This window comes from Corynebacterium qintianiae (assembly GCF_011038645.2).
Lineage (GTDB): Bacteria > Actinomycetota > Actinomycetes > Mycobacteriales > Mycobacteriaceae > Corynebacterium > Corynebacterium qintianiae.
This window is the reverse complement of record NZ_CP064955.1, coordinates 859,212-880,267: the sequence shown is the minus strand read 5'-3', so window position 1 is coordinate 880,267 and position 21,056 is coordinate 859,212. Positions and strand designations below refer to the sequence as shown.

Annotated in this window: 22 protein-coding genes; 1 reads left to right on the top strand and 21 read right to left on the bottom strand. The window is 64.6% G+C overall.

Going from position 1 to position 21,056, the window contains the following annotated elements; translation table 11 throughout:
• Nucleotides 1-3 precede the first annotated feature (3 nt).
• The 19 genes from G7Y29_RS04375 to rho all read right to left on the bottom strand — a co-directional run bounded on the left by G7Y29_RS04375 (nucleotide 4) and on the right by rho (nucleotide 16,659).
• Nucleotides 4-891, bottom strand: a complete 888-nt coding sequence (locus G7Y29_RS04375; protein ID WP_165002156.1) for a tetratricopeptide repeat protein — start codon at nucleotides 889-891, stop codon at nucleotides 4-6.
• Entirely contained in the window at nucleotides 892-1,200 is a 309-nt protein-coding gene (locus G7Y29_RS04370) for an MTH1187 family thiamine-binding protein (RefSeq protein WP_165002155.1), read from the bottom strand.
• Nucleotides 1,201-1,223: 23 nt separating this feature from the next.
• Nucleotides 1,224-1,511 (bottom strand): hypothetical protein, encoded by a 288-nt coding sequence (locus tag G7Y29_RS10810; RefSeq protein WP_165002154.1) that lies wholly within the window; start codon nucleotides 1,509-1,511, stop codon nucleotides 1,224-1,226.
• Nucleotides 1,512-1,520: 9 nt separating this feature from the next.
• On the bottom strand, nucleotides 1,521-2,213 hold the full coding sequence (nucS, locus tag G7Y29_RS04365) for an endonuclease NucS (RefSeq protein WP_165002153.1): 693 nt from the start codon (nucleotides 2,211-2,213) through the stop codon (nucleotides 1,521-1,523).
• Between the two features lie 37 nt (nucleotides 2,214-2,250).
• Nucleotides 2,251-2,718 (bottom strand): DUF2550 domain-containing protein, encoded by a 468-nt coding sequence (locus G7Y29_RS04360; protein WP_165002152.1) that lies wholly within the window; start codon nucleotides 2,716-2,718, stop codon nucleotides 2,251-2,253.
• 168 nt (nucleotides 2,719-2,886) lie between these two features.
• Nucleotides 2,887-3,258: a F0F1 ATP synthase subunit epsilon gene (locus G7Y29_RS04355; RefSeq protein ID WP_165002151.1), complete on the bottom strand. Its 372-nt coding sequence runs from the start codon at nucleotides 3,256-3,258 to the stop codon at nucleotides 2,887-2,889.
• 9 nt (nucleotides 3,259-3,267) lie between these two features.
• Nucleotides 3,268-4,776: a F0F1 ATP synthase subunit beta gene (gene atpD, locus G7Y29_RS04350; protein WP_235933454.1), complete on the bottom strand. Its 1,509-nt coding sequence runs from the start codon at nucleotides 4,774-4,776 to the stop codon at nucleotides 3,268-3,270.
• A 3-nt stretch (nucleotides 4,777-4,779) separates the two neighbouring features.
• Nucleotides 4,780-5,754 (bottom strand): F0F1 ATP synthase subunit gamma, encoded by a 975-nt coding sequence (locus G7Y29_RS04345; protein WP_165002150.1) that lies wholly within the window; start codon nucleotides 5,752-5,754, stop codon nucleotides 4,780-4,782.
• A 47-nt stretch (nucleotides 5,755-5,801) separates the two neighbouring features.
• Nucleotides 5,802-7,469, bottom strand: a complete 1,668-nt coding sequence (atpA, locus tag G7Y29_RS04340; RefSeq protein WP_165002149.1) for a F0F1 ATP synthase subunit alpha — start codon at nucleotides 7,467-7,469, stop codon at nucleotides 5,802-5,804.
• Nucleotides 7,470-7,477: 8 nt separating this feature from the next.
• Nucleotides 7,478-8,311, bottom strand: a complete 834-nt coding sequence (locus tag G7Y29_RS04335) for a F0F1 ATP synthase subunit delta (protein ID WP_165002148.1) — start codon at nucleotides 8,309-8,311, stop codon at nucleotides 7,478-7,480.
• Nucleotides 8,312-8,316: 5 nt separating this feature from the next.
• On the bottom strand, nucleotides 8,317-8,883 hold the full coding sequence (locus G7Y29_RS04330; RefSeq protein ID WP_165002147.1) for a F0F1 ATP synthase subunit B: 567 nt from the start codon (nucleotides 8,881-8,883) through the stop codon (nucleotides 8,317-8,319).
• Between the two features lie 48 nt (nucleotides 8,884-8,931).
• Entirely contained in the window at nucleotides 8,932-9,180 is a 249-nt protein-coding gene (locus G7Y29_RS04325) for an ATP synthase F0 subunit C (protein WP_165002146.1), read from the bottom strand.
• Nucleotides 9,181-9,287: 107 nt separating this feature from the next.
• The gene (gene atpB, locus G7Y29_RS04320; RefSeq protein ID WP_488153994.1) at nucleotides 9,288-10,016 is read right to left on the bottom strand and encodes a F0F1 ATP synthase subunit A; all 729 of its coding nucleotides are present in this window, start codon (nucleotides 10,014-10,016) and stop codon (nucleotides 9,288-9,290) included.
• Between the two features lie 459 nt (nucleotides 10,017-10,475).
• Entirely contained in the window at nucleotides 10,476-10,916 is a 441-nt protein-coding gene (locus G7Y29_RS04315) for a Cg1360 family ATP-synthase-associated protein (protein ID WP_165002144.1), read from the bottom strand.
• A 14-nt stretch (nucleotides 10,917-10,930) separates the two neighbouring features.
• The gene (locus G7Y29_RS04310) at nucleotides 10,931-12,076 is read right to left on the bottom strand and encodes a glycosyltransferase family 4 protein (protein WP_165002143.1); all 1,146 of its coding nucleotides are present in this window, start codon (nucleotides 12,074-12,076) and stop codon (nucleotides 10,931-10,933) included.
• A complete protein-coding gene (locus G7Y29_RS04305; protein WP_165002142.1) occupies nucleotides 12,077-12,736 on the bottom strand; it encodes an L-threonylcarbamoyladenylate synthase in 660 nt (219 codons plus the stop codon). It lies immediately after the preceding gene.
• A gap of 26 nt (nucleotides 12,737-12,762) precedes the next feature.
• Nucleotides 12,763-13,614 carry a peptide chain release factor N(5)-glutamine methyltransferase gene (prmC, locus tag G7Y29_RS04300; RefSeq protein WP_165002141.1) on the bottom strand — a complete coding sequence of 284 codons (852 nt, stop codon included), beginning with the start codon at nucleotides 13,612-13,614 and terminating at the stop codon, nucleotides 12,763-12,765.
• Nucleotides 13,601-14,674 carry a peptide chain release factor 1 gene (gene prfA, locus G7Y29_RS04295; protein WP_165002140.1) on the bottom strand — a complete coding sequence of 358 codons (1,074 nt, stop codon included), beginning with the start codon at nucleotides 14,672-14,674 and terminating at the stop codon, nucleotides 13,601-13,603. The genes prmC and prfA overlap by 14 nt, the downstream gene beginning before the upstream one ends.
• On the bottom strand, nucleotides 14,674-16,659 hold the full coding sequence (gene rho / locus G7Y29_RS04290) for a transcription termination factor Rho (RefSeq protein ID WP_165002139.1): 1,986 nt from the start codon (nucleotides 16,657-16,659) through the stop codon (nucleotides 14,674-14,676). Before rho ends, prfA begins: the two co-directional genes overlap by 1 nt.
• Before the next feature lie 365 nt (nucleotides 16,660-17,024).
• Between rho and G7Y29_RS04285 the strand changes: the two genes are divergently transcribed.
• Nucleotides 17,025-18,740: a long-chain fatty-acid--CoA ligase gene (locus tag G7Y29_RS04285; protein ID WP_165002138.1), complete on the top strand. Its 1,716-nt coding sequence runs from the start codon at nucleotides 17,025-17,027 to the stop codon at nucleotides 18,738-18,740.
• Nucleotides 18,741-18,746: 6 nt separating this feature from the next.
• Here G7Y29_RS04285 and thrB read toward each other — a convergent pair whose 3' ends face one another.
• Together thrB and G7Y29_RS04275 are read right to left on the bottom strand one after the other, a co-directional pair.
• Nucleotides 18,747-19,676, bottom strand: coding sequence for a homoserine kinase (gene thrB, locus G7Y29_RS04280; protein ID WP_165002137.1), 930 nt, complete (start codon nucleotides 19,674-19,676; stop codon nucleotides 18,747-18,749).
• 10 nt (nucleotides 19,677-19,686) lie between these two features.
• Nucleotides 19,687-21,039: a homoserine dehydrogenase gene (locus G7Y29_RS04275; RefSeq protein WP_165002136.1), complete on the bottom strand. Its 1,353-nt coding sequence runs from the start codon at nucleotides 21,037-21,039 to the stop codon at nucleotides 19,687-19,689.
• Nucleotides 21,040-21,056: the final 17 nt, after the last annotated feature.

Below are 21,056 nucleotides of genomic sequence, written 5' to 3'. Positions count from 1 at the left end.
CAGTTAGAAAAGAGCCGAGGCGAGCTTTGTGCGCGCTTCGATCACGCGCGGATCGCCCGGCTCGAACAGCGTGAACAATTCGAGCAGGCGCTCCTTCGCCTTCGGTTCCGCCTTGACCAGCGCCAGCAGGCGATCGAAGGCCTTCTCGGGCATCCCGGCGACGGTTTCCGCGTCGGCGGCGGCGAGCTGCTTGTCCACGTCCCCTCGATCCGCGTCAGCCGCCGCCACCGGGTCAATGGTCCTATTTCCGGGGTCAAGCCGCTTGAGCACGCCGACCGTGGCGCGCGCCTGCTTGATCTCCGCGTTCGTCGGGTCATCGCCGAGGATCTCGTCGTACACAGCCGTGGCGGCGTCGAAGTCGCCCCGGTTGAGCGCGGCAGTAGCGGCGTCGAGACGTGGGTCCTCCGGCTCCCCCTGCTCCGCCTCTGCGGTGTCGTCGCCAAGCCCCTCGAGCTGCGCGCCGACGTTGGAGACGAGCGCCTCGACCCACTGTGTGAGCTGTTCGGCAGGCTGGTTTCCCTCGAAACTGGTCACCGGGCGGCCCGCCGCAATCGCGATAACGGTGGGCAGAACGCGAACACCGAACATCTGCGCCACCGACGGGGTGGCATCGGCGTCCACGTAGGCCACGCGAAACTGGCGCTGGCCCCGCGCGAGATCCGCGAAGGCGGACTGCAGCGCCGCGGAATCGGGCGACCGGTCAGTTCCGATGTGCACTATCACGGGAACCTTCAGCGACATGCGCAGGACTTCGTCCTCGATATTGGCTTCCGTCGCCGTGACAAGTGCCTCGAATCCCACGCCGGATGCCGGTGGGGCGCTCTCCGCTTGCTGCTTCAACGCTGACAGATCGATTGCTCCCGCCTGGTAGCCCGGTCCGATCTTCGCCATCTACTTCTCCTCCTCGAAATGCTTGTTCAGGGATTCCATCTTCGTCGCCAGCATGTTGTCGTGCCCCGGCCGGATATCGGCCTTGATCACCAGCGACACCCGCGGCGCGACCTGCTCCACCGCCTGTGTAGCGCGCTTGATCACATCCATCACCTCATCCCACTCACCCTCCACGGTGGTGAACATCGCTGTCGTCTCGTGCGGCAGGCCGGACTCGCGCACCACACGAACGGCGCGTGCAACGGCGCCCGACATCTCAGCGGAAGGGTTATCTGTGGTCGTCGGGGCGACCGAGAATGCGGCAATCATGGGGCCCAGCTTAGCGGCGAAGCTTATCGACGCTCCCAGCAATGCTTGTGCCAGTGCCTTCTGTCGTCTCCTCCCCTGCCCGAATCCCGCGGCCACGCCACCACGTGGGAAACACCGGGCGGGATGTTGTGGTTGCACCCCGGGCAGACATAGAACTTGGCCGCCGCCGACGCCCCTATCTGGCGAACGCAGTACATCTCACCGTTGGCCCATCGCGGACCTTCCACGTGCTGGGTTCCGATGAATGTCGTGCCGTCGCGGGGCAGAACGTAGGGCGGGGTGATGTTGCTGCGCCTGTTTCGCCGTGGCATCCGTGTCCCCTAGAAGAGGCGTAGCTCGCTGGACTCAATGCCACGCAACTCGTTGTAGTCGAGAACGAGGCAGCGGAACCCCCGGTCCTCGGCTAAGGTGCGCGCTTGCGGCTTGATCTCCTGGGCAGCGAATACCCCTCGCACGGGGGCGAGCAGCTCGTCGCGGTTGAGCAGATCGACATAGCGAGAGAGCTGCTCCACACCGTCGATTCCGCCGCGCCGTTTGACCTCCACTGCCACCGTCCGCCCCTCCGGGTCACGCGCGAGGATATCCACCGGCCCGATCGCTGTCGGGTACTCGCGGCGGATGAGGCTGTAATCCACGCCCAGAGTGTGGATGTGCTCCGCCAACAGCTCTTGCAGGTGCGCCTCCACTCCATCCTTGACCAGGCCCGGGTCCCGGCCAAGTTGCACCGCTGTTTCACTCACGACCCGCTCGATGGTGATGCGCAACTGTTCTCCCTTGCCGTTCTCCACAATCCAAAGCTGCTCGCCGGTGTCACCGCCGTCAACGTCAAGGACGGCTTCCTCCCGGAGAGTGCACGGTGGGGTCATCCAATTCAGCGGCTTGTAGGCGCGGTCATCGGCATGGATGGAGACGGAACCGTCCGCCTTGACCATTATCAGCCGCGTCGCGGATGGCAGGTGCGCGTCTAGGCGGCCGACATAGTCCACGGAACACTGTGCAATGACGAGACGCATGGGTACCAGGTTACCGGCGCTGCTTCTTAGGCTGGAGTTAGGACCGGTACGCGCGGCCGCGCTGAGCGCGCTGGGCAGGAACCTTGAGGTCGCGGCGCATCTGCCGCTCGTGCGGGGCCGACTCAAGCCAGGACACCAGCGCCATTCGCGCGCGACGATCACTGGCGAATTCGTAGGTGCCGCTCGGGGAGCCGAGCACCAGGACCCGGTCGATGTCTGGCATGATCTCTCGTTCCGCATCCGTTACATCGCGGAAACCCTCGACCTCGGTGCCCCGGCGACACAGCACAATGTCGCTCTTGAACGCGAGGGAACGCAGCTTGTAGAATTTGAGGCTTTCGCCACTGTAAAGGAACACGCCGTGGCGCCAGCCGTGCACTCCTTCTGCCGGCATCTGCCTGAGCAGTCCCTGGGAACCGTGATTGCGCACCGATGTGAACCGCCACAGGGCCGCAAGCAGGAGGATGAGACCGGCCGCCACGAGCACATAGCCGACTATCTCCATCCATCCACTCCTACCTGTAAAAACAAGCATTTCTGGCCATTGTAACTGCTGGGGGAAGTTTGGGAAATTGGCCAAAAGGTGTACCCCGGGCATGGCGAAAGGCAGCAGTTCCCGCTTGATGCGGGCAGCTGCTGCCTTCCGGGTGAAGCGGCGAACTACCGGTGACGGTTAGCGGCTGGCGCGGCGCACCGCGGCAAGCTCGGCCTGCCCGCGCCACTTGGACAGCTCATCATCATCCTGGCTGGCGTTGGTCTCTGCCTCGGAGGAGTTGACCTCGTCGGAAAGAACGGCCCAGTCAGCCAGAACGGTGACCTTGTCACCGACCACGGAGAGGAAGCCTCCCTGGACCGCGGCGATGATGCGATCCCCGTCCACCGGGTTGATCGTGACAACGCCGTTGTCCTTGAGCTGGCCGAGGAGGGGCTCGTGGCCCGGCAGAATGCCGATCTCACCCTCGGTGGTCTGGGCGGTGACGATGCTGGCCTGACCGGTCCAGATCATGCGGTCGACCGAGACCAGTTGCACGGTGATTTCAGCCATGTGGCCCTCCTAGTTCTCCTGCAGCTTCTTGTACGCGGCCTCGACGTCATCCAGACCGCCCAGGTTCGAGAACGCCTGCTCCGGGTAGGCGTCGAACTCACCCTCGGCGAGGCGGTCGAACGCCTCGATGGTCTCCTCGAGCGGCACGTAGGAACCCTCGTCGCCGGTGAACTTCTTCGCGACGAAGAAGTTCTGGCCGAGGAAGCGCTGGATCTTACGCGCGCGCATGACGGTGAGCTTGTCCTCCTCGGACAGCTCGTCCATGCCCAGGATGGCGATGATGTCCTGCAGTTCCTTGTTCTTCTGCAGGATGCCGATCACCTTCTGTGCGACCGCGTAATGGCGCTCGCCCACGATGCCCGGCTCCAAGATGCGGGAAGTCGACGTCAGCGGATCCACTGCGGGGTAGATACCCTTCGACGCGATCGAACGGGAGAGCTCAGTGGTCGCATCGAGGTGGGCGAAGGTGGTCGCCGGAGCCGGGTCGGTGTAGTCGTCCGCCGGCACGTAAACGGCCTGCAGAGACGTAATCGAGCGGCCCTTGGTTGAGGTGATGCGCTCCTGGAGCACACCCATCTCGTCCGCCAGGGTCGGCTGGTAACCAACGGCGGAAGGCATGCGGCCCAGAAGGGTCGACACCTCGGAGCCCGCCTGGGTGAAGCGGAAGATGTTGTCGATGAACAGAAGCACGTCCTGGTTCTGGACATCGCGGAAGTACTCCGCCATGGTCAGGCCCGACAGTGCCACGCGCATACGGACCCCTGGCGGCTCGTCCATCTGGCCGAACACGAGGGCGGTGTCGGGGAGAACGCCCATGTCCTCCATCTCGAGGAAGAGATCGGTGCCCTCACGGGTGCGCTCGCCGACGCCCGCGAAAACGGAGGTGCCGGAGAATTCGCGGGCGATACGGGTAATCATCTCCTGGATGAGAACCGTCTTGCCCACGCCTGCGCCGCCGAACAGGCCGATCTTGCCGCCCTTGACGTACGGGGTCAGCAGGTCGATGACCTTGATGCCGGTCTCAAGAATCTCGGTCTTGCCTTCGAGATCCTTGAAGGCCGGCGGTTCGCGGTGAATGCCCCAGCGCTCGCCGTCGACGCCCACGGAGGGGTCATCGAGGCACTCGCCAAGGGCGTTGAACACGTGGCCCTTGACCTGGTCGCCGACGGGGACGGAGATCGGGTTGCCGGAGTCCTTCACCTGTGCACCGCGGACGAGGCCGTCCGTTGGCGCCATGGCGATGGCGCGCACGAGGTTGTCACCCAAGAACTGGGCGACCTCGAGTGTCAGTGTGCGGGACAGCTCACCGAGCTCGACCTCGGTGTGCAGTGCGTTGTACAGCTCGGGCAGCTCGCCGCGCGGGAACTCCACGTCGACGACTGCGCCGATGACGCGAACGATGCGGCCGTTCTCCGAACCCGCCGGGTTCTGAGTGTTCACGGCCTCGCGGGCTGCAGCCTGGTTCTCAGCCTCGCCCGTCGGCTCATCGCGTCCATCAAAAGACAGAGCAGTTGTCATGATTTAGTCACTTTCTCCACTATCGGACAGCGCACCTGCGCCGCCGATAATCTCGGTGATTTCCTGGGTGATTTTTGCCTGACGGGCTTGGTTAGCCTCACGGGACAGGTTGTTCGCCAGTTCCGTCGCGTTGTCGGTCGCGTTCTTCATGGCGGTACGGCGCGAAGCGGACTCCGACGCCGAAGCCTCCAGGAAAATCGAATAGAGAGTCCTGGAAACGTATGCGGGGAGCAGCTTCTCCATGAGGGTGTCCGGGTCCGGCTCGAAATCCATATCCGGTCCGGCCTCACCGGACGTCACCAGCATGCCGTCCTGCTCGTACTTGAACTCCTCAAGCACAGGCTCGATCGGCAGCAGCTGGTGAACCCGTGCCTCCTGGGACAGCATGGAGACGAACTCGGTGTAGACGACGTGCACCTGGTCGAAACCGGGGACGCGCTGGCCCTCCGTGCCGGTGACGCCCTCGCGCCACTCGACCGTGCCGGCGGATCCGGCGAGGAACCCGTCGACGATGTGGCGTCGCACGTCGTGCGTCGCCTCAAACGAAGGCTTCTGGGACCAACCGGTCCATGCGCCACCGATCTCCTTGTCGCGGAACTTGTAGTGCGTTACGCCCTTGCCGCCGGTTACGAAGCGAACGACGTCGTATCCAGCCTCGGTGAGCATGCGCTCTAGCTCGGCCGCCTTTTTGAGGACGTTGTGGTTGTAACCGCCAGCCATTCCGCGGTCAGAGGTGACCACGAGGATCGCCGCAACTCGACCGTTCTCACGCTCGTGGAGCATGGGGTGGTCGAGGGAGCTCGCGGCTGCGAGGCGCTCCATGACGTGCTGCATCTCGTCGGCGTACGGCTTGGCCGCCTCGACGCGCTGCTGGGCCTTGGTGATCTGCGAAGTCGCAATCAGTTCCTGGGCCTTGGTGATCTTCTTCGTGGAGTTGACGGACCTCATGCGGTCACGCAATTCGCGAAGTGTTGCCATGGTTTACTCTCCTCCCTTCCTTTTGTAGAAGTGATCCAAGTGGTTGACTACTTGGAGCGGTTGACGTTGAGCTGGTGCTTCTTGACTTCACCGGCGTCGAGCGGCTCCGCCTCGGCCTCGCGCACGACGCGCTCGCCCTCGGTGGTCTGGAAGCCGCGAGCGAAATCCTCGTTGACGCGCAGCAGGGTCGCCTTCGACGTGTCGTCGAGCGGGGCACCGCCTGCGATCTGGTCGTAGACCTCGGGAGCGGTTGCACGGATGTGCTCGTGCAGCTCGGACTCGTACCGGCGGACGTCTGCGACGGGAACGACGTCGAAGACGCCTTCGTTCGCGAGCCAGATCGAGATGATCTGGAACTCGACGGACTGCGGTGCGTTCTCCTGCTGCTTGAGCAGTTCGACCAGGCGCTGGCCGCGCTCGAGCTGTCGCTTGGAAGCGGAATCCAGGTCGGACGCGAAGGCTGCGAAGGCCTCCAGGTCGCGGTACGCCGCGAGGTCGAGACGCAGGGAGCCAGCGACCTTCTTCATACCCTTGGTCTGCGCCGCGCCGCCGACGCGGGACACGGAGATGCCCACGTCGATAGCGGGTCGCACGCCCTGGTTGAACAGGTCCGACTGGAGGAAGACCTGGCCGTCGGTGATCGAGATGACGTTGGTCGGAATGAAGGCGGACACGTCGTTCGCCTTCGTCTCGATGATCGGCAGCGCGGTCAGGGATCCGGCGCCCAGCTCGTCGTTAAGCTTGGCGGCGCGCTCCAGTAGGCGGGAGTGCAGGTAGAACACGTCGCCCGGGTACGCCTCGCGGCCCGGCGGGCGGCGCAGCAGAAGCGAGATGGCGCGGTATGCCTCGGCCTGCTTGGTCAGATCATCGTAGATGACCAAGACGTGCTTGCCCTGGTACATCCAGTGCTGGCCCAAAGCGGCAGCGGAGAACGGTGCCAGCCACTTGAAGCCCGCGGAATCGGACGCCGGCGCGGCGACGATCGTGGTGTACTCCAAGGCGCCGTGCTCCTCGAGGGTGCGGCGCACGCCTGCAATGGTGGAACCCTTCTGGCCGATGGCTACGTAGATGCAGCGCACCTGCTTCGAGGGGTCGCCGGTCTCCCAGAAAGCCTTCTGGTTGAGGATGGTGTCGATGCAGACTGCGGTCTTGCCGGTCTTGCGGTCACCAATAATCAGCTGGCGCTGGCCGCGGCCGATCGGCGTCATGGCGTCGATCGCCTTCATGCCGGTGGCCATCGGCTCCTCGACCGGCTGACGGTCGAGAACGCCCGCGGCCTGGAGCTCGAGTGCGCGCTCCTCATTGGCCTCGATCGGGCCAAGGCCGTCGATCGGCTGGCCCAGCGGGTTGATTACGCGGCCGAGGAAGTCCTCCCCGACCGGAATGGAAAGGACCTCTCCGGTCCTCTTGACTTCGTCGCCCTCGGTGAGCGTCTCGAAGTTACCCAGGACCACGACACCAATGGAGTCGGTCTCAAGGTTCTGTGCAACGCCGATGACACCGTTGGGGAACTCGAGCAGCTCATTCGTCATGCAGCCCGGCAGCCCGGAAACCTGGGCAATGCCGTCTGCGGCCGAAGTCACCACGCCGACCTCCTCACGGGAGGCCTCCGCAGAGTAGCTCGAGGTGTAGTTCGCTATCGCGCTACGGATCTCATCGGAGGAGATCGTCAGCTCCGCCATGTTCTTCCTGCTCTCGGTAGATTGTTCCAGCATATTTTTGTCTAGTAAGCCGTCGTGGCGGCGAGGTCGGCCCGCAAGCGCGTGATCTTGCCGCGCGTAGAGCCGTCAATAACCTCGTCACCGACTCGGATAACCATTCCGCCGAGGAGGCTGGGGTCAACCTCAGAGTGGATGGCCATCTCACGGCCGTAAATCTGTTCAAGCTTGCCGGCGAGCGTCTCGCGCTGGGAACCGTCGAGCTCCTCAGCGGTTGCGACTCGCGCGACCGTCTTGCCCCGCAGCTCGGCCACCTGGGTGGCCACGGCGGCGAGGTCGTCGACGGGGTTGTGCGCGGGCCGGCCGATCACCTGCAAAGCCAAGGCCTCGGTGAACACTGTCACCTTGCCGTAAATCACGTTAGCCAGCAGCCCGCGCTTCTTGTCCGCGGTTGCGGTGCGGTCGGACAGCAACTGGGTCAGCTGCTTCTCGTTCTCCAGCAACACGGACAACTGGAACAGCTCGTTTTCTACCTGTTCAAGCTGGCCCTGCTCCTGGGCGCCCTTCAGTAGTGCGCGGCGGCCGAGGTTGACCAGCCCGGTGCGCAAATCGCGCGGGGTGGACCACTCTTGCTTGGCTGCGGCGGCAAGCACCTGTCTGGTCGGTTCGGCAACCTTGGGGCCGAACACGTCGTTGACGATGCCTTCGCGCTGGGCGGGTTCGAGCGACTGATCCGCAACGGCGACACGCAGCGCGCGCTCGCGGTCAAGCTGGTCCACAACGAGGAACAGCTCGGTGCCGATCTGAGCGGCGGCGGCGACGGAATCGTCGGAGTTGCGGATCAGCTCTTCCAGCTGACCCTGTACCTGCTCTTGTGCTTCGCGACTAGCTGCCTTCATCTCGCCTACTTCCTCGTGGAAACGTTGTCGAGCTGGGCCAGGAAGTCGTCGATCGTGGAGGAACGGCGGGTCGACTCGGACAGCTCAGTGCCCAGCAACCGCTCGGCAAGAGTGATGGAGTTCTGGCCCATTTCGTTCCGCAGCTCGGAGATGACCTGCTCACGGGAAGCTTGCAGCTGCTTCTCCCCCGCCTCAACAATGCGGCGGGATTCGGCTTCGGCGTTGACGCGAGCCTCCGCCTCAATCTCCTTGCCCTTTGCGCGGGCAGCTTCGCGGATTTCAGCGGCCTCGGCGCGTGCCTCGGCGAGCTCTGCGTTGTTCTTCTCCAGGGCAGCCTTGGCTTCAGCCTGGGCGACCTGAGCACGCTCGATGCCGCCCTTGATTCGATCTTCGCGCTCCGCCAGCACTTCCTGGAACTTCGGAAGAACGAACTTCCAGAAGAGTAGGAAGACAACGACGAAGACGACCAACGACCAAACCACGTCGTACATGGGAGGCCGAAGGATGGACGGCTCGGTCTCGAGCGGAAGAGCACCTTCTGCAGCCACGTTATAAATGGTGACGTTTGTCATACGTTGCTCCTGATCTAAAAGGTGTACGGGATGTAAATTCGCGTTCTTTTAGAACAGGAAGCCGGCAACGAGGCCGATGAGGGCGAGAGCCTCGACGAAGGCGATACCCAGGAACATGGTGGTACGCAGCTGGCCGGCCATCTCGGGCTGGCGAGCCATGCCTTCGACGGTCTTGCCGACGAGCATGCCGATGCCGATGCCCGGGCCGATGGTGGCGATACCGTAGCCGATGGACTGCAGGCCATCGAATGCGGTGGTGGTGGTGTTCTCAGCCTGGGCGAGGATGATCTCGTTCATGTGAAAGTCGTTCCCTTTCTAGGTGCCCGCGCGCCGCGGTATGTCGGCAGTTGGGCGAGTGACATTTTGGTGGGGTTATTCAGTTTGGCCTGTGGTTTCGCGCTTTGTTAGTGCGAATCAGCGTGCAGCGAAAGCTCGATGTACACCGCGGTCAGAAGAGCGAAGATGTACGCCTGCAGGAAGATGATGATCAACTCGTACAGGGTGAAGAGCAGTGCTGAGATCAGGGTCAGACCACTAATCGCCGTCCAGGCGTTCAGCTGCCAGAAGAAGAAGTTGGTAGCCGAGTACAGAAGGACGAGGATGATGTGGCCAGCCAGGAAGTTCGCCATGAGACGAAGAGCCAGCGTGACCGGACGCAGAACGAACGTCGAGAAGAACTCGATCGGAACCACCAGGATATGGAGGAACCAAGGCAGGTTGGGAATCACGAGGGAGTGCTTGAAATACATTGCGCCGTAGCGCTGCACTCCGGCGTAGATCATCGCGATGTAGGCGACAACTGCCAGCACGATCGGCATGCCGATGCGCGAGTTTGGCGAGATGTTGAGGCCCGGGATGATCGTGGCCGCGTTCATGAACAGGATCGTGAAGAAGATGGTCGCCAGAACCGGGAGGAACCGCTTGCCATCCTTCTTACCCAGCGTGTCCTCGGCAATGTGGATGCGGACAAAGTCCACACCCATTTCCGCGAGGTTCTGCAAACCCTTAGGAACCAGCTGTGGCTTCCTAAAAGCAATAACAAAGAGAAGCACCAGGATCGCCGCAACGAGGAGGCGGACAATCATGATGCGATCGAGTGCGAACCACCCGTTGGCGAAGTCCTCGCCAATCATGTGGCCGTACGTTTGCCCCGGGAAAAATTCTGGACCAAGTGAGGGCGCGTGGAATGAACCCTTAAAGCCCTCGGCCAAAGTTGTAACGCTCAGCGTTCTCTCCCGTTCTCGGGCCGCATAACCGTTGAGTAATGCGGTGCGATGGACGTCTTCAAGAAGACTGCCTCCGCGGCGGACTCCGTCGCACATCAGCGACCGCGGGGCAGGGGGAAGTCTTGAAGGCACGTCTCCACCAACCCACAGGTTGGCGGGTGGTTACCTCAAGTAAACCCAGCGGTTAGCCTAACAGGTGAATAACTTTTTGGTTGCTAACGGGGGGTGTCGGGCGCGAAGCTGTGGATTGCCTGAACTACCTATGGCTCGACAGGGAGCGTTTCAGCAGCATAACGTGCGCTGTAATGTCAGTCACAGGGGGTGCTTGCCGACGTTTACCCCAACGCCCCGCTTCCCTAACGGCGTCTAGTTGACGTACGTGACACGGGTGGTGACCACACCCCATGCTTCAACGGCGAGAACGATTACCAGCGCGAGGATGGTGGTGACACCGAAGGCGAGGTGGTCGTAGAACGTCAGATCTCGTATCACCGCCAGGATGATGATGAGCACGACCATCTTCACCAGCCAGCCACCGAGTACGACCGCCATTGTCGACGAAGGTGTCGTTCCCGACGTCATGAGAACGGACAGCGCGGTCAGGAGAACGAATCCGCCACCGACGGCCGCCCCCATGAGCACCGCCCAGATTCCCGGCAGGCCGCGCGTGGCTCCCCAGCCCATGAGGGAGGCGACCGTCAGGGCGAGCAGCGCCCAGCTGCCCAAGCGCAGCGCCCTGGTCAGTGGGCGGCGGGGGTCGTCGATATCGGAGGTGTCGTTTACCTCAAGCTCGGGATTGGTACTCACGGGGCCATATCCTACTAGCGCGCGCCGCGCCGGCCGATCTTGCCCGAGCGCAGAGGCACGAGGGTGAGGGCGCACGCAAGCAGAAGCGCTGCAGCTGTGAGCGCTGTAGCGGGCCCGGTCGGAACGATGGAAAAACTCACCGCGCCAAAGGCGACGGCGCTGACCCAGAGATAGAGCACGAGCACGGTGCGCCGGTGGGTGTGCCCCAGGGCGAGGAGGCGGTGGTGGATGTGCCCGGCGTCGGCGGTGGTGGGACTCTGTCCCCGTGCGGCGCGCCGGACCACTGCCCACACCAAGTCCGTGAGCGGGAGCGCGACGGCCGCGAGGACGACGACCACGGGGCTGATCAGCGCGACAAAGTCGGCGGTGCCGTAAAGCGACATGTTGATCTTGCCCGACGCCGAGATCGACGCCGCGGCCAAGAGAAGGCCGATGAGCATCGCACCGGAGTCGCCCATGAAGATGCGCGCTGGCTCGAAGTTGTGGGGCAGAAAACCCGCGCAGATGCCGACGAGAGCGGCGCAGATAATCGCCGGCGGGTACGCCGACACAGCCCCACCCTGGTCGTGGAGGATGGTCAGGGAGTACAGCAGGATCGCCCCGCCGGCGATCATTCCGATGCCCGCCGCTAGGCCGTCAATGCCGTCGACGAAATTTACGGCGTTGACGAGCACGACAGTGAACAGCGCGGCGATCATCATCCCCTGCACCTGATCCAGGATGAGGGTCGTCCCATCTCCGAAAGGCGCGAACACAACCGTGAAGGTCAGGCCCAAAAAGCTCATCAGCACCGCGGCGAAACACTGGCCGATGAACTTGGTCAGGGCGCCGAGTTCGTAAAGGTCGTCGATGATGCCGACCACCACGATGGCGAAGGCGCCGGCCACCACTGCCGTCATCTCCGGAGTCACGGGCGCGAACCCTCTGGTTAGCGCCGGAAGCTGCTGCGCGAGGAATACGGCACATATGAACCCCGTGAACATGGCCAGGCCGCCCAGCGACGGCGTGGGTTGGGTGTGCACGTCGCGGGTGCGGATCTCCGCGACGCGGCCGGTGCGCACGAGCAACGAGCGGACCATTCCGGTAGCGAGATAGGTTATCGCAGCGGCGACGAGCAGGACCAGACCAAGCTCGCGCAGCGGCACGCCGGCACCGCCCACTTACGACCTCCGCAGGCTCTCCGGGTCAAGTTCTAAGACTTCACCGATCCGCTCAGCGCTGATCGCCCCGTGGCGCAAAATCACCGGGTGCGGGCCCGAAATATCAATAATTGTCGATGGCTCCCCCACCGCCGCCCTGCCGCCGTCTAGGTAGACCGGCACGGCATTGCCGAACTGCTGGCGTGCGGCGGATGTGGTCACGGGCGGCTCGTTACCGGTCAGATTTGCGGACGAGACCGCCATCGGGCCGACTTCCCGCAGCAGCTCGATCGCGAGCGGCTGGTTCGGCATGCGCAGCAGCACCGTGCCGCGGGTATCGCCAAGGTTCCACGGCAGTGACGGCGCCTCGGGCACGACGATAGACAATCCACCGGGCCAGAAGGCCTCGACAAGCGTCTTGGCGGTCTCGCTGAATTCACGCACCAGGCCCTGGATGGTCGTCCACGAGCCGACAAGTACTGGCACGGGCATGTCTGGGCCACGCCGCTTGGTGGCCAGCAATTTGGCAACGGCGTCGTTGTTGAACGCGTCGCACCCGATGCCGTAGACGGTGTCTGTCGGCATCACCACGCACTGGCCCGCCCGGACGGCATCCGCCGCGGCCTTGATCCCCTCGGTGCGACCCTCCGGGGTGAGGCAGTCGTAGGTGTGGCTCGCCATGTTGCTCCTTTTGAATAATCTCGCGGTTACCGGTTTACCTTACTCGCGGTGACAAACCGGGCCCGCCCGGTGAGGTCGTGGAGCACCTTCGGTGCCGCAAATGTGCCGTGGGCGGCAACGCATTCCTGCGCAGCTTGGGATGTCGTGTCGTCATGCTCGACGCCGAGCGCTCCCCCAGCCTTAAGCAATCGCGCGGCGACGGGCACCAGCCCGCGGATCGCATCCATGCCGTCGGCCCCCGAGAATACGGCCTCGTGCGGGTCGCGGGAGACCTCTGGGGTCAGGTCCGGTGTTTCAGGCACGTACGGCGGGTTTGAAACCACGAGGTCGACCGCGCCTGTCAGCTCCGCGAGCAGGTACGGGTCGGTCATATCCCCCTCCACTACCCTGAGGGTGACCCCGTTGCGTTTCGCATTGGCGCGCGCGTATTCACGGGCCGTCGGAGACACGTCGACCGCGGTGACTGAGGCGTCGCCACGCGCATGCGCGATGTAGATGGCGAGCGCGCCGGACCCCGTTCCGAGGTCGACCACCACGGGCGACTCCACCGCGGCGAGCGTGCGCACCGCCCAATCGGCCAACACCTCGGTCTCGGGGCGCGGGATGAACACCCCGGGGCCCACCGCCACGTCGAGCGGCCCGAAGGGCGCGGTCCCCGTGATGTACTGCAGCGGCTCGCGCCGCGCCCGCCGCGCGATTGCTTCCAGATAGGCCGCCTCGAACCCGGCGGGCGGCTCGGTGGAGAGTACGGCGAGCGGGGCGACGTCGAGAAGCCAGGCAGCGAGCAGTCGCGCGTCGACCTCGGGCGTATCGACGCCCGCGTCCCGGAGAGTTTCCGTGGCACGGGCGACGAGCTCCCGGGTTTTACTCGGCCTCAAGGCGCTCCTGGCGCTCGTGCTTCTGCAGTGCGGCGATCAGGTCATCCATGTTGCCGTCGAGCACGGCGTCGAGGTTGTTCGACTTGTAGTTGATGCGGTGGTCGGAGATGCGGTTCTCCGGCCAGTTGTAGGTGCGGATGCGCTCGGAGCGGTCCATGGTGCGCACCTGGGAGGCGCGGCCTTCGGCGGCCTCAGCGTCGGCCTTTTCCCGCTCGAGCTGGTCCAGGCGCGCCTGGAGCACCTGCATGGCGCGGGCGCGGTTCTGGATTTGGGAGCGCTCGTTCTGGCAGGTCACCACGATGTTCGTCGGCAGGTGCGTGATGCGCACCGCGGAGTCGGTCGTGTTCACGCCCTGGCCGCCCTTGCCGGAGGAGCGGTAGACGTCGATACGCAGATCCTTCTCGTCGATGTCGACGGACGAGACCTCTTCGGCCTCCGGGAAGACGTACACGCCCGCGGCTGAGGTCTGGATGCGGCCCTGCGACTCCGTGACCGGAACGCGCTGCACGCGGTGCACGCCGCCCTCGAACTTGAGCTTGGACCAGGCACCCTCACGCGAGGGTGTCTTAGCCTTGACCGCCACCGTCATGTCCTTGGCTCCCCCGAGGTCAGACTCCGCGAGGTCGAGAACCTCCCAGGTCAGACCGTGCTTCTCGCAGTACTTCTGGTACATGCGCGCCAGGTCGCCGGCGAACAGAGCAGCCTCCTCACCGCCAGCTCCGGCCTTGATCTCCATGATGATGTCGTCACCGTCATGCTCGTCGCGGGGGGCGAGCAGGTCCGCGAGCTCCTCCTCGAGGCGGGCGATGTCACCTTCAAGGCGCTTGGCCTCCTCGGCAAACTCCTTGTCCTCGCCCGCCATCTCGTTGGCGGCCTCGTAGTTCTCGCGGGCCTCGTGGAGCTCGTTGTAGACGTCGATGATCGGCTGGAGTTCGGCGTAACGCTTCGACAGCTTGCGGAACTGGTCCGCGTCACCGGCGACGTCCGGGTCGCCCATCTGCGCCTGGATGCCCTCGTACTCGGAGACATAGTCGTCGACGATCGAAACCTCGCCCGCCATCAGAGGTACTCCTCCTCAGACTGGTCGGCCGCCATCGGCGCGGACTGGGCCACGCCCATGAGGAACTCACCGTTGGACTTCGTCTTCTTCAGCTGCTTGATCAGCATGTCGATGGACTGCTGCGGGTCGAGCGCGGAGAGGATGCGGCGCAGCTTGTGCATGATGCGCGCCTCCTCCGGTGCGAGCAGCAACTCGTCCTTGCGTGTGCCGGACGGGTTGACGTCCACGGCCGGGAACACGCGGCGCTCGGCGATCTTGCGGTCGAGCTTGAGCTCGGCGTTGCCGGTGCCCTTGAACTCCTCGAAGATCACGGTGTCACCCGCGGAGCCGGTCTCCACCATCGCGGTGGCGATGATCGTCAGCGACCCGCCCTCCTCGATGTTGCGGGCGGCACCCAGGAAGCGCTTCGGCGGGTACAGGGCGTTGGAATCCACACCGCCGGAGAGGATACGGCCTGACGCCGGCGAGGAGTTGTTGTACGCGCGGCCGAGGCGGGTGATGGAGTCGAGCAGGACGACGACGTCCTGGCCCATCTCCACGAGGCGCTTCGCGCGCTCGATCGCCAGCTCCGCCACCGCGGTGTGCTCTGACGGCGGGCGGTCGAAGGTCGAGGAGATGACCTCGCCCTTGACCGAGCGCTGCATGTCGGTGACTTCCTCGGGGCGCTCGTCGACAAGCACGACCATGAGGTAGCACTCAGGGTTGTTTGTTGCGATCGCGTTGGCAATGTTCTGCAGGATCGTCGTTTTACCGGCCTTCGGCGGGGAAACGATGAGCGCGCGCTGACCCTTGCCCAGCGGCATGACGAGGTCGATCACGCGGGTGGTGAGGACGTTCGGCTCAGTCTCCAGGCGCAGGCGCTGGTTCGGGTACAGCGGGGTGAGCTTGTGGAACTCCTTGCGGCGCTTCGCCTCATCCGGGCTCATGCCATTGACGGTATCCACGCGCACCAGCTGGTTGTAGCGCTGGCGGTTGCGGCCGTTGCCGTGAGAGTGGCTTTGCCCGTTCGCGCGGACCTGGCCGATCACAGCGTCACCGGAGCGCAGGCCGTTCTGGCGGACCAACTTGTTGTTGACGAACACGTCCGCCTGGTTGGCGCGGTAACCGGTGGTACGCACAAACGCGGTGTTGTTGTCCACGACGTCGACGATTCCTGCGACTTCCTGCAGCTCCTCGGAGTTGAAGTCTTGATTTTGATCGCGGTTCTGACCGCGGTTGTGATCGTGGTTCTGACCGCGGTTGTCGCGGTTGTTGTCGCGGTTGTTGTCGCGGCCTCCCCGATTGCGGTTACGGCGGTTTCGGCGGCCGCGTCGGTTGCCGCCCTCGATGTCACCGTGGTCGTTGTCGCGGTTGTCCCCGTTGTCCCCGTTGTCGCGGTTACCGCGGTCGTCTCGGTCACCCCGGTTGTCCCGGTCACCCCGGTTGTCTCGGTCGTCGCGGTCACTCCGGTTGCCGTGTCGGTCGTCCGCGTCATCGGAACGCGACGGGTTGTCCTCGTGGTCACCGGGCTGGAAGCCTTCTCCGCCGTTGTTGCGCGCCCGGTTGCGGCGGGCGCGGCGTGCTGCGGAGCGGGACTCGTAGCGTTGCTCGTCGCCGCCAGCTGCCTCGTTTCCGTCTTCGCTCGGCTCCTCGACCTTGTCCGACTTCATCGCGACGTCGTTCTTGGCCGCAGCATCCTCCCCGGTGTTGCTGCCTGCCCTGCGGGTTGCGCGGCGGCGCGGAGCCGAGGACTCCTGCGTGGCGATGTCGGCCGCCTCGGAAGCCCCGGAAACCTCGGTGGCTTGTGAGGGCGCGTCGGCCACGGCGTCGGTCACCGCCTTCTTCGGCACCTCCCCGGTTGTGATGGCCCGGATCAGATCCCCCTTACGCAGGCCGGAGGTGCCCTTGAGGCCCTTCTCTGCCGCCAGCTTGCGCAGCTCCGGGAGCTTCATCGATGCCAGGTTCTGTGAATCCTGGCCTTGTGCGGCGTTGCCCGTGTCGGTCACGAATGTCCTTTCGTCGCCTCATTAGCTCAGCGCCGCATTTTCGGCGGCTGCGCTCGCCCGGCGCGTCGATACGCGGGCACGAAGCTTTCGTGTGCAATTAAAACTGTGCTTTTGTCGCGCAGGTTGCGTGAAGAATGATGTAACCCGCGTTGCCCCGCCGTTGGCTGTGGCTCTGCGCTGACAGCGCGAAACGGTGTACTCGCGAATGAAGAAGGCGAGCTGTACGTGGGGGAAGACCGCTACCCGTCCGATTCAAGTTCGGGTGTGTCCGCTAGTGCAGCGGCGATCTCGTCTCAGATTGTAACCCATGAATGCCACACACCAAGGATCGAGTCCCCGCATGTCACCGCGCTAGAGTAGTTCGCATGCTCTCCACCATGCAGGAACTGCCGTTTTCCGTCTCCCGGATCCTCACCTACGGCGAGACGATTCACTCGACAACGCGGGTGACAACTTGGCGTTCCGGCCAGGCGGAAGAGTCGACCTTCGCAACGGTGGGTGCCCGGGCATCGGCGTTCGCGCACGCGCTTCACGACGACCTGGGCGTCACCGGTGACGAGCGGGTGGCCACGTTGCTTTATAACTGCGCGGAGCACCTCGAGGTGATGTTCGCGGTGGCGTCGAAGGGCGCGGTGTTCACACCCGTGAACATACAGCTGGTGGAGGACCAGATCGCGTACGTGCTCAATCATTCGGAGGCTCAGGTCGTTGTCGCCGATCCCCGGCTCGCGGAGAAGTTGGGGCGGGTGCTCGAGCTCTGCCCGCTGGTGACCACCGTGTGCTTCACCGGCACCGATTTTCCCGCTGCGCTGGCCCAGGCCCTGCCCGAGGGAGTTGACGTGCACAATTATGAGCAGCTACTCGACGGCCGGTCGACCGTGTACGACTGGCCCGAGCTTGAGGAGAACACAGCCGCGGCGCTTGTCTATTCCACTGCCACGACGGGCGCGCCGAAGGGGGTTGCCTATTCGCACCGCTCGATCTGGCTCGAGGCGATGAGCCTGCGCGCCACTGACTCAATGGCCATTACGCACGGCGAGACGTTCCTGTGCGGCATCCCGATCTATCACGTGATGAGCTGGGGAGTTCCCTTCGCCGCGTTCCTGGTGGGCACCCCGCTGGTGCTGCCGGATTCCGATGTATCCGCGCCGACGCTTGCATCGTTGATCGCGGCGACGCACCCGCGCGTGGCGCACGGCGTACCCACTCTGTGGATCCAGCTGATCATCCACTACGCCTCCAACCCCCCGGAGCGCATGAGCCTGACCGAGATCTTCGTGGGCGGATCGCCCGCCCCGCCGGCCCTGATCAAGGCGTGGGAGGAGCGCTACGGCGTGGACGTCGTCCACGTGTGGGGAATGACCGAGACCTCCACGGTGGGCACGGTCGCGCGCCCGCCGTCGGGAGTGTCGGGGGAGGCGCGCTACGCCTTCCGCGTCTCGCAAGGCCGCTTCGCCCCGTGGCTGGAATACCGTGTGGTCAACGACGGCAAAGTCATGGCCTCCACGGACCGCTCCCAGGGTGAGATTCAGGTTCGGGGCAACATGGTCGCGTCCTCCTACTACCACTCGCCCACGCAGGAGCCCGGCGCGATCGCCAGCGAGTTCCGCGGCGAGCAGGTCACGGATGTGCGCGAGGCATTCACCGCCGACGGCTGGCTACGCACGGGTGACGTGGGAACAGTGACAAATGACGGGTTCATGACGTTGTACGACCGCGCCCGCGACGTCATCCGCTCCGGCGGCGAGTGGATCTATTCCGCCCAGGTGGAAAACCTCATCATGGAGGCCGAGGAGGTCGCGGAGTGCGCTGTCATCGGCTACCCGGACCCGAAATGGGGCGAGCGCCCGCTCGCGATCACCGTTCTAGTCGCTGACACCCCGCCCACCGCGGAAACCGCCGCCCGGTTGCGCAGCCAGATCGCCGCGTCACTGCCGCGGTGGATGGCGCCGGAGTATTGGACGTTCGTGCGGTCCATCGACAAAACGTCTGTGGGCAAGTTCGACAAGAAGGACCTGCGCAAGCACCTGGCAAATGACCGCTACGACATCGTCGCGCTGCCGGGGCCGGGAAACCGCTAGCGGCGGCTAGGACCTGCTGAGTTTCGCAGTTACGGGCCCTGCGATCTCGAGATCGAGCACCCGCAGGCCCGCCTCGCGCGCGGAGTCGAGAATCTTTTCCGGCACGGGCTCCGTGCTCAGCACCATCGCGGTTGGGCCTGCCCCGGAAAGGTAGGCGGCGAAGCCTCGGTTGCGCAGGTGGTTGACCCACTCGGCGGTGACCGGCAAAACATCCGCTCGGTAGGGCTGGTGCAGGCGATCTCGCGTGCCCTCCCACAAAAGCTCCGGATGGTGTTGAATCGCGACAGTCATTACCGCGGTGCGGGAGACGTTGAAACGGGCATCGGTATGCGTGACGTGGCTCGGCAGCACTTGGCGCACGGCGTTCGTCGAGGCGTGAAAGTCCGGGACCAGCGCTGTCGCGCGTATCGACGGGTGTACGTCGATCCCAACCGCGCGGTACGAGGGGTCGGTCACACCGTCGACGGGAATGTCCGTCCAGGACACCACCGCCCCGCCGAGCACGGACGCGGCCGCGTTGTCGGGGTGACCCTCGAATGCCGAGGAGAGCTGGACCACTGCGTCGGTGTCCAGCGGTTGTCCAGCGAGCGTGTTGGCGGCGACGACGCCTGCCACCGCGGCCGACGCCGATGAACCCAAGCCGCGTGACTGAGGGATCGCGTTAGTGCACACCACGCGCAGACCCGGCGCCTCCACCCCCGCGGCCTTGAGACCGGAACGGATCGCCTTGACCACCAGGTGCGACGAATCCCGCGGCAGGTCGCCCGCGCCCTCGCCGAAAGTCTCAACCTCGAGACCGGAGGAGACGGTCTCCACCTCGACGGTGTCGTAGATCCCGAGCGCGAGACCCAGGGTGTCGAATCCGGGGCCGAGGTTGGCCGAGGATCCGGGGACGGTGACGGTGGCCTTCAGGCCGACGGGGAGATCGGTGGGCATGGGTAAACCTTTAGGAGTCGAGGCGGATTACGGAGTTGATAGCCTGCACGTCGGCATGATTGGTCAGGGTGTCGACGATCTCCGCGAGCTTCTTTTCCTGGGCAGAGTGCGTGACAACGATGAGGTGGGCACCGTCGTCGGACTGCTCTTGGCGGACAGCCGACAGGGATACGCCAGCCTCCGAGAACGTCCGCGCCAGATCGGCGAGCACCCCTACTCGGTCGTTGACCGTCATGTTGATGTGATAGCGCGTGCGCACCTCTCCGAAACCCACGACGTCGTAGTTCGCGTAAGGGTTTTCTGCCGGCGCACGGCCGCCATGGATTTTGTTGCGGGCCGCGCCCACCAAGTCGCCGAGCACGGCCGAAGCTGTCGGGGCGCCGCCTGCGCCGTTTCCATAGAACATGAGGCGGCCTGCGGCTTCCGCCTCCACGAAGATGGCGTTGTAAGACTTGTCCACTGAGGCCAGCGGGTGTTCGTTCGGAACGAGGGTCGGGTGGACACGGGCGTTGACTCCGACTGTGTTGCCGGCGTCGTCGAGAAGCCGCTCGCAGATGGCCAGGAGCTTAATGGTCTCGTTGGACTGCTTGGCCGCCTCGATGTCGGCAGCCGTGACTTTGGTGATGCCCTCGCAGTACACGTCGTCGTAGGTCACGCGGGTGTGGAAGCCCATCGACGCCAGGATCGCGGCTTTCGACGCCGCGTCGTGACCCTCGACGTCCGCCGTCGGGTCGGCCTCCGCGTACCCCAGGCGGGTGGCCTCGGCGAGCGCGTCCTCGTAGCTCATGCCGCTCGCGGCCATGGCGTCCAGGATGAAGTTGGTGGTGCCGTTGACAATGCCGGAGATCCGCAGGACCTGGTCGCCCGCCAGCGAACGGCGCAGCATGCCGACGACGGGGATCGCAGCGGCGACCGCAGCCTCGTAGTACAAGTCGACACCGGCCGCGTTCGCGGCCTCGGACAACTCGTCGGCATGGGCGGCCACAAGCGCCTTGTTGGCGGTGACGACGGACTTGCCGTTCTTCAGCGCCTCCAGCACGAGCTCGCGCGGGTAGTCGATGCCGCCGATCAGCTCTACAACCACGTCGACGTCGTCGCGGTCGATCAGCTCGCGGGCGTTGTCGGTGAGGAAGATCCCGGCGATCTCCGGGGCGTCCCTGTGTTTGTCAAGGTTGGACACCGCCACACCGCGAACCTCGATCGGACCGCCGATGCGGTTCTCTAGGTTCTCGGAGAACTCGCCCAGCAGGCGGAGCACCTCGGTGCCGACGGTGCCCTTCCCCAGGACAGCGACGCCGACGGGCTCGCCGATTCCCTTGCCCGGGTAGTTTCCGTTGCGGCTCTCAGCGCTCGATACAGTCATTGTCCTTCGGCATCCTT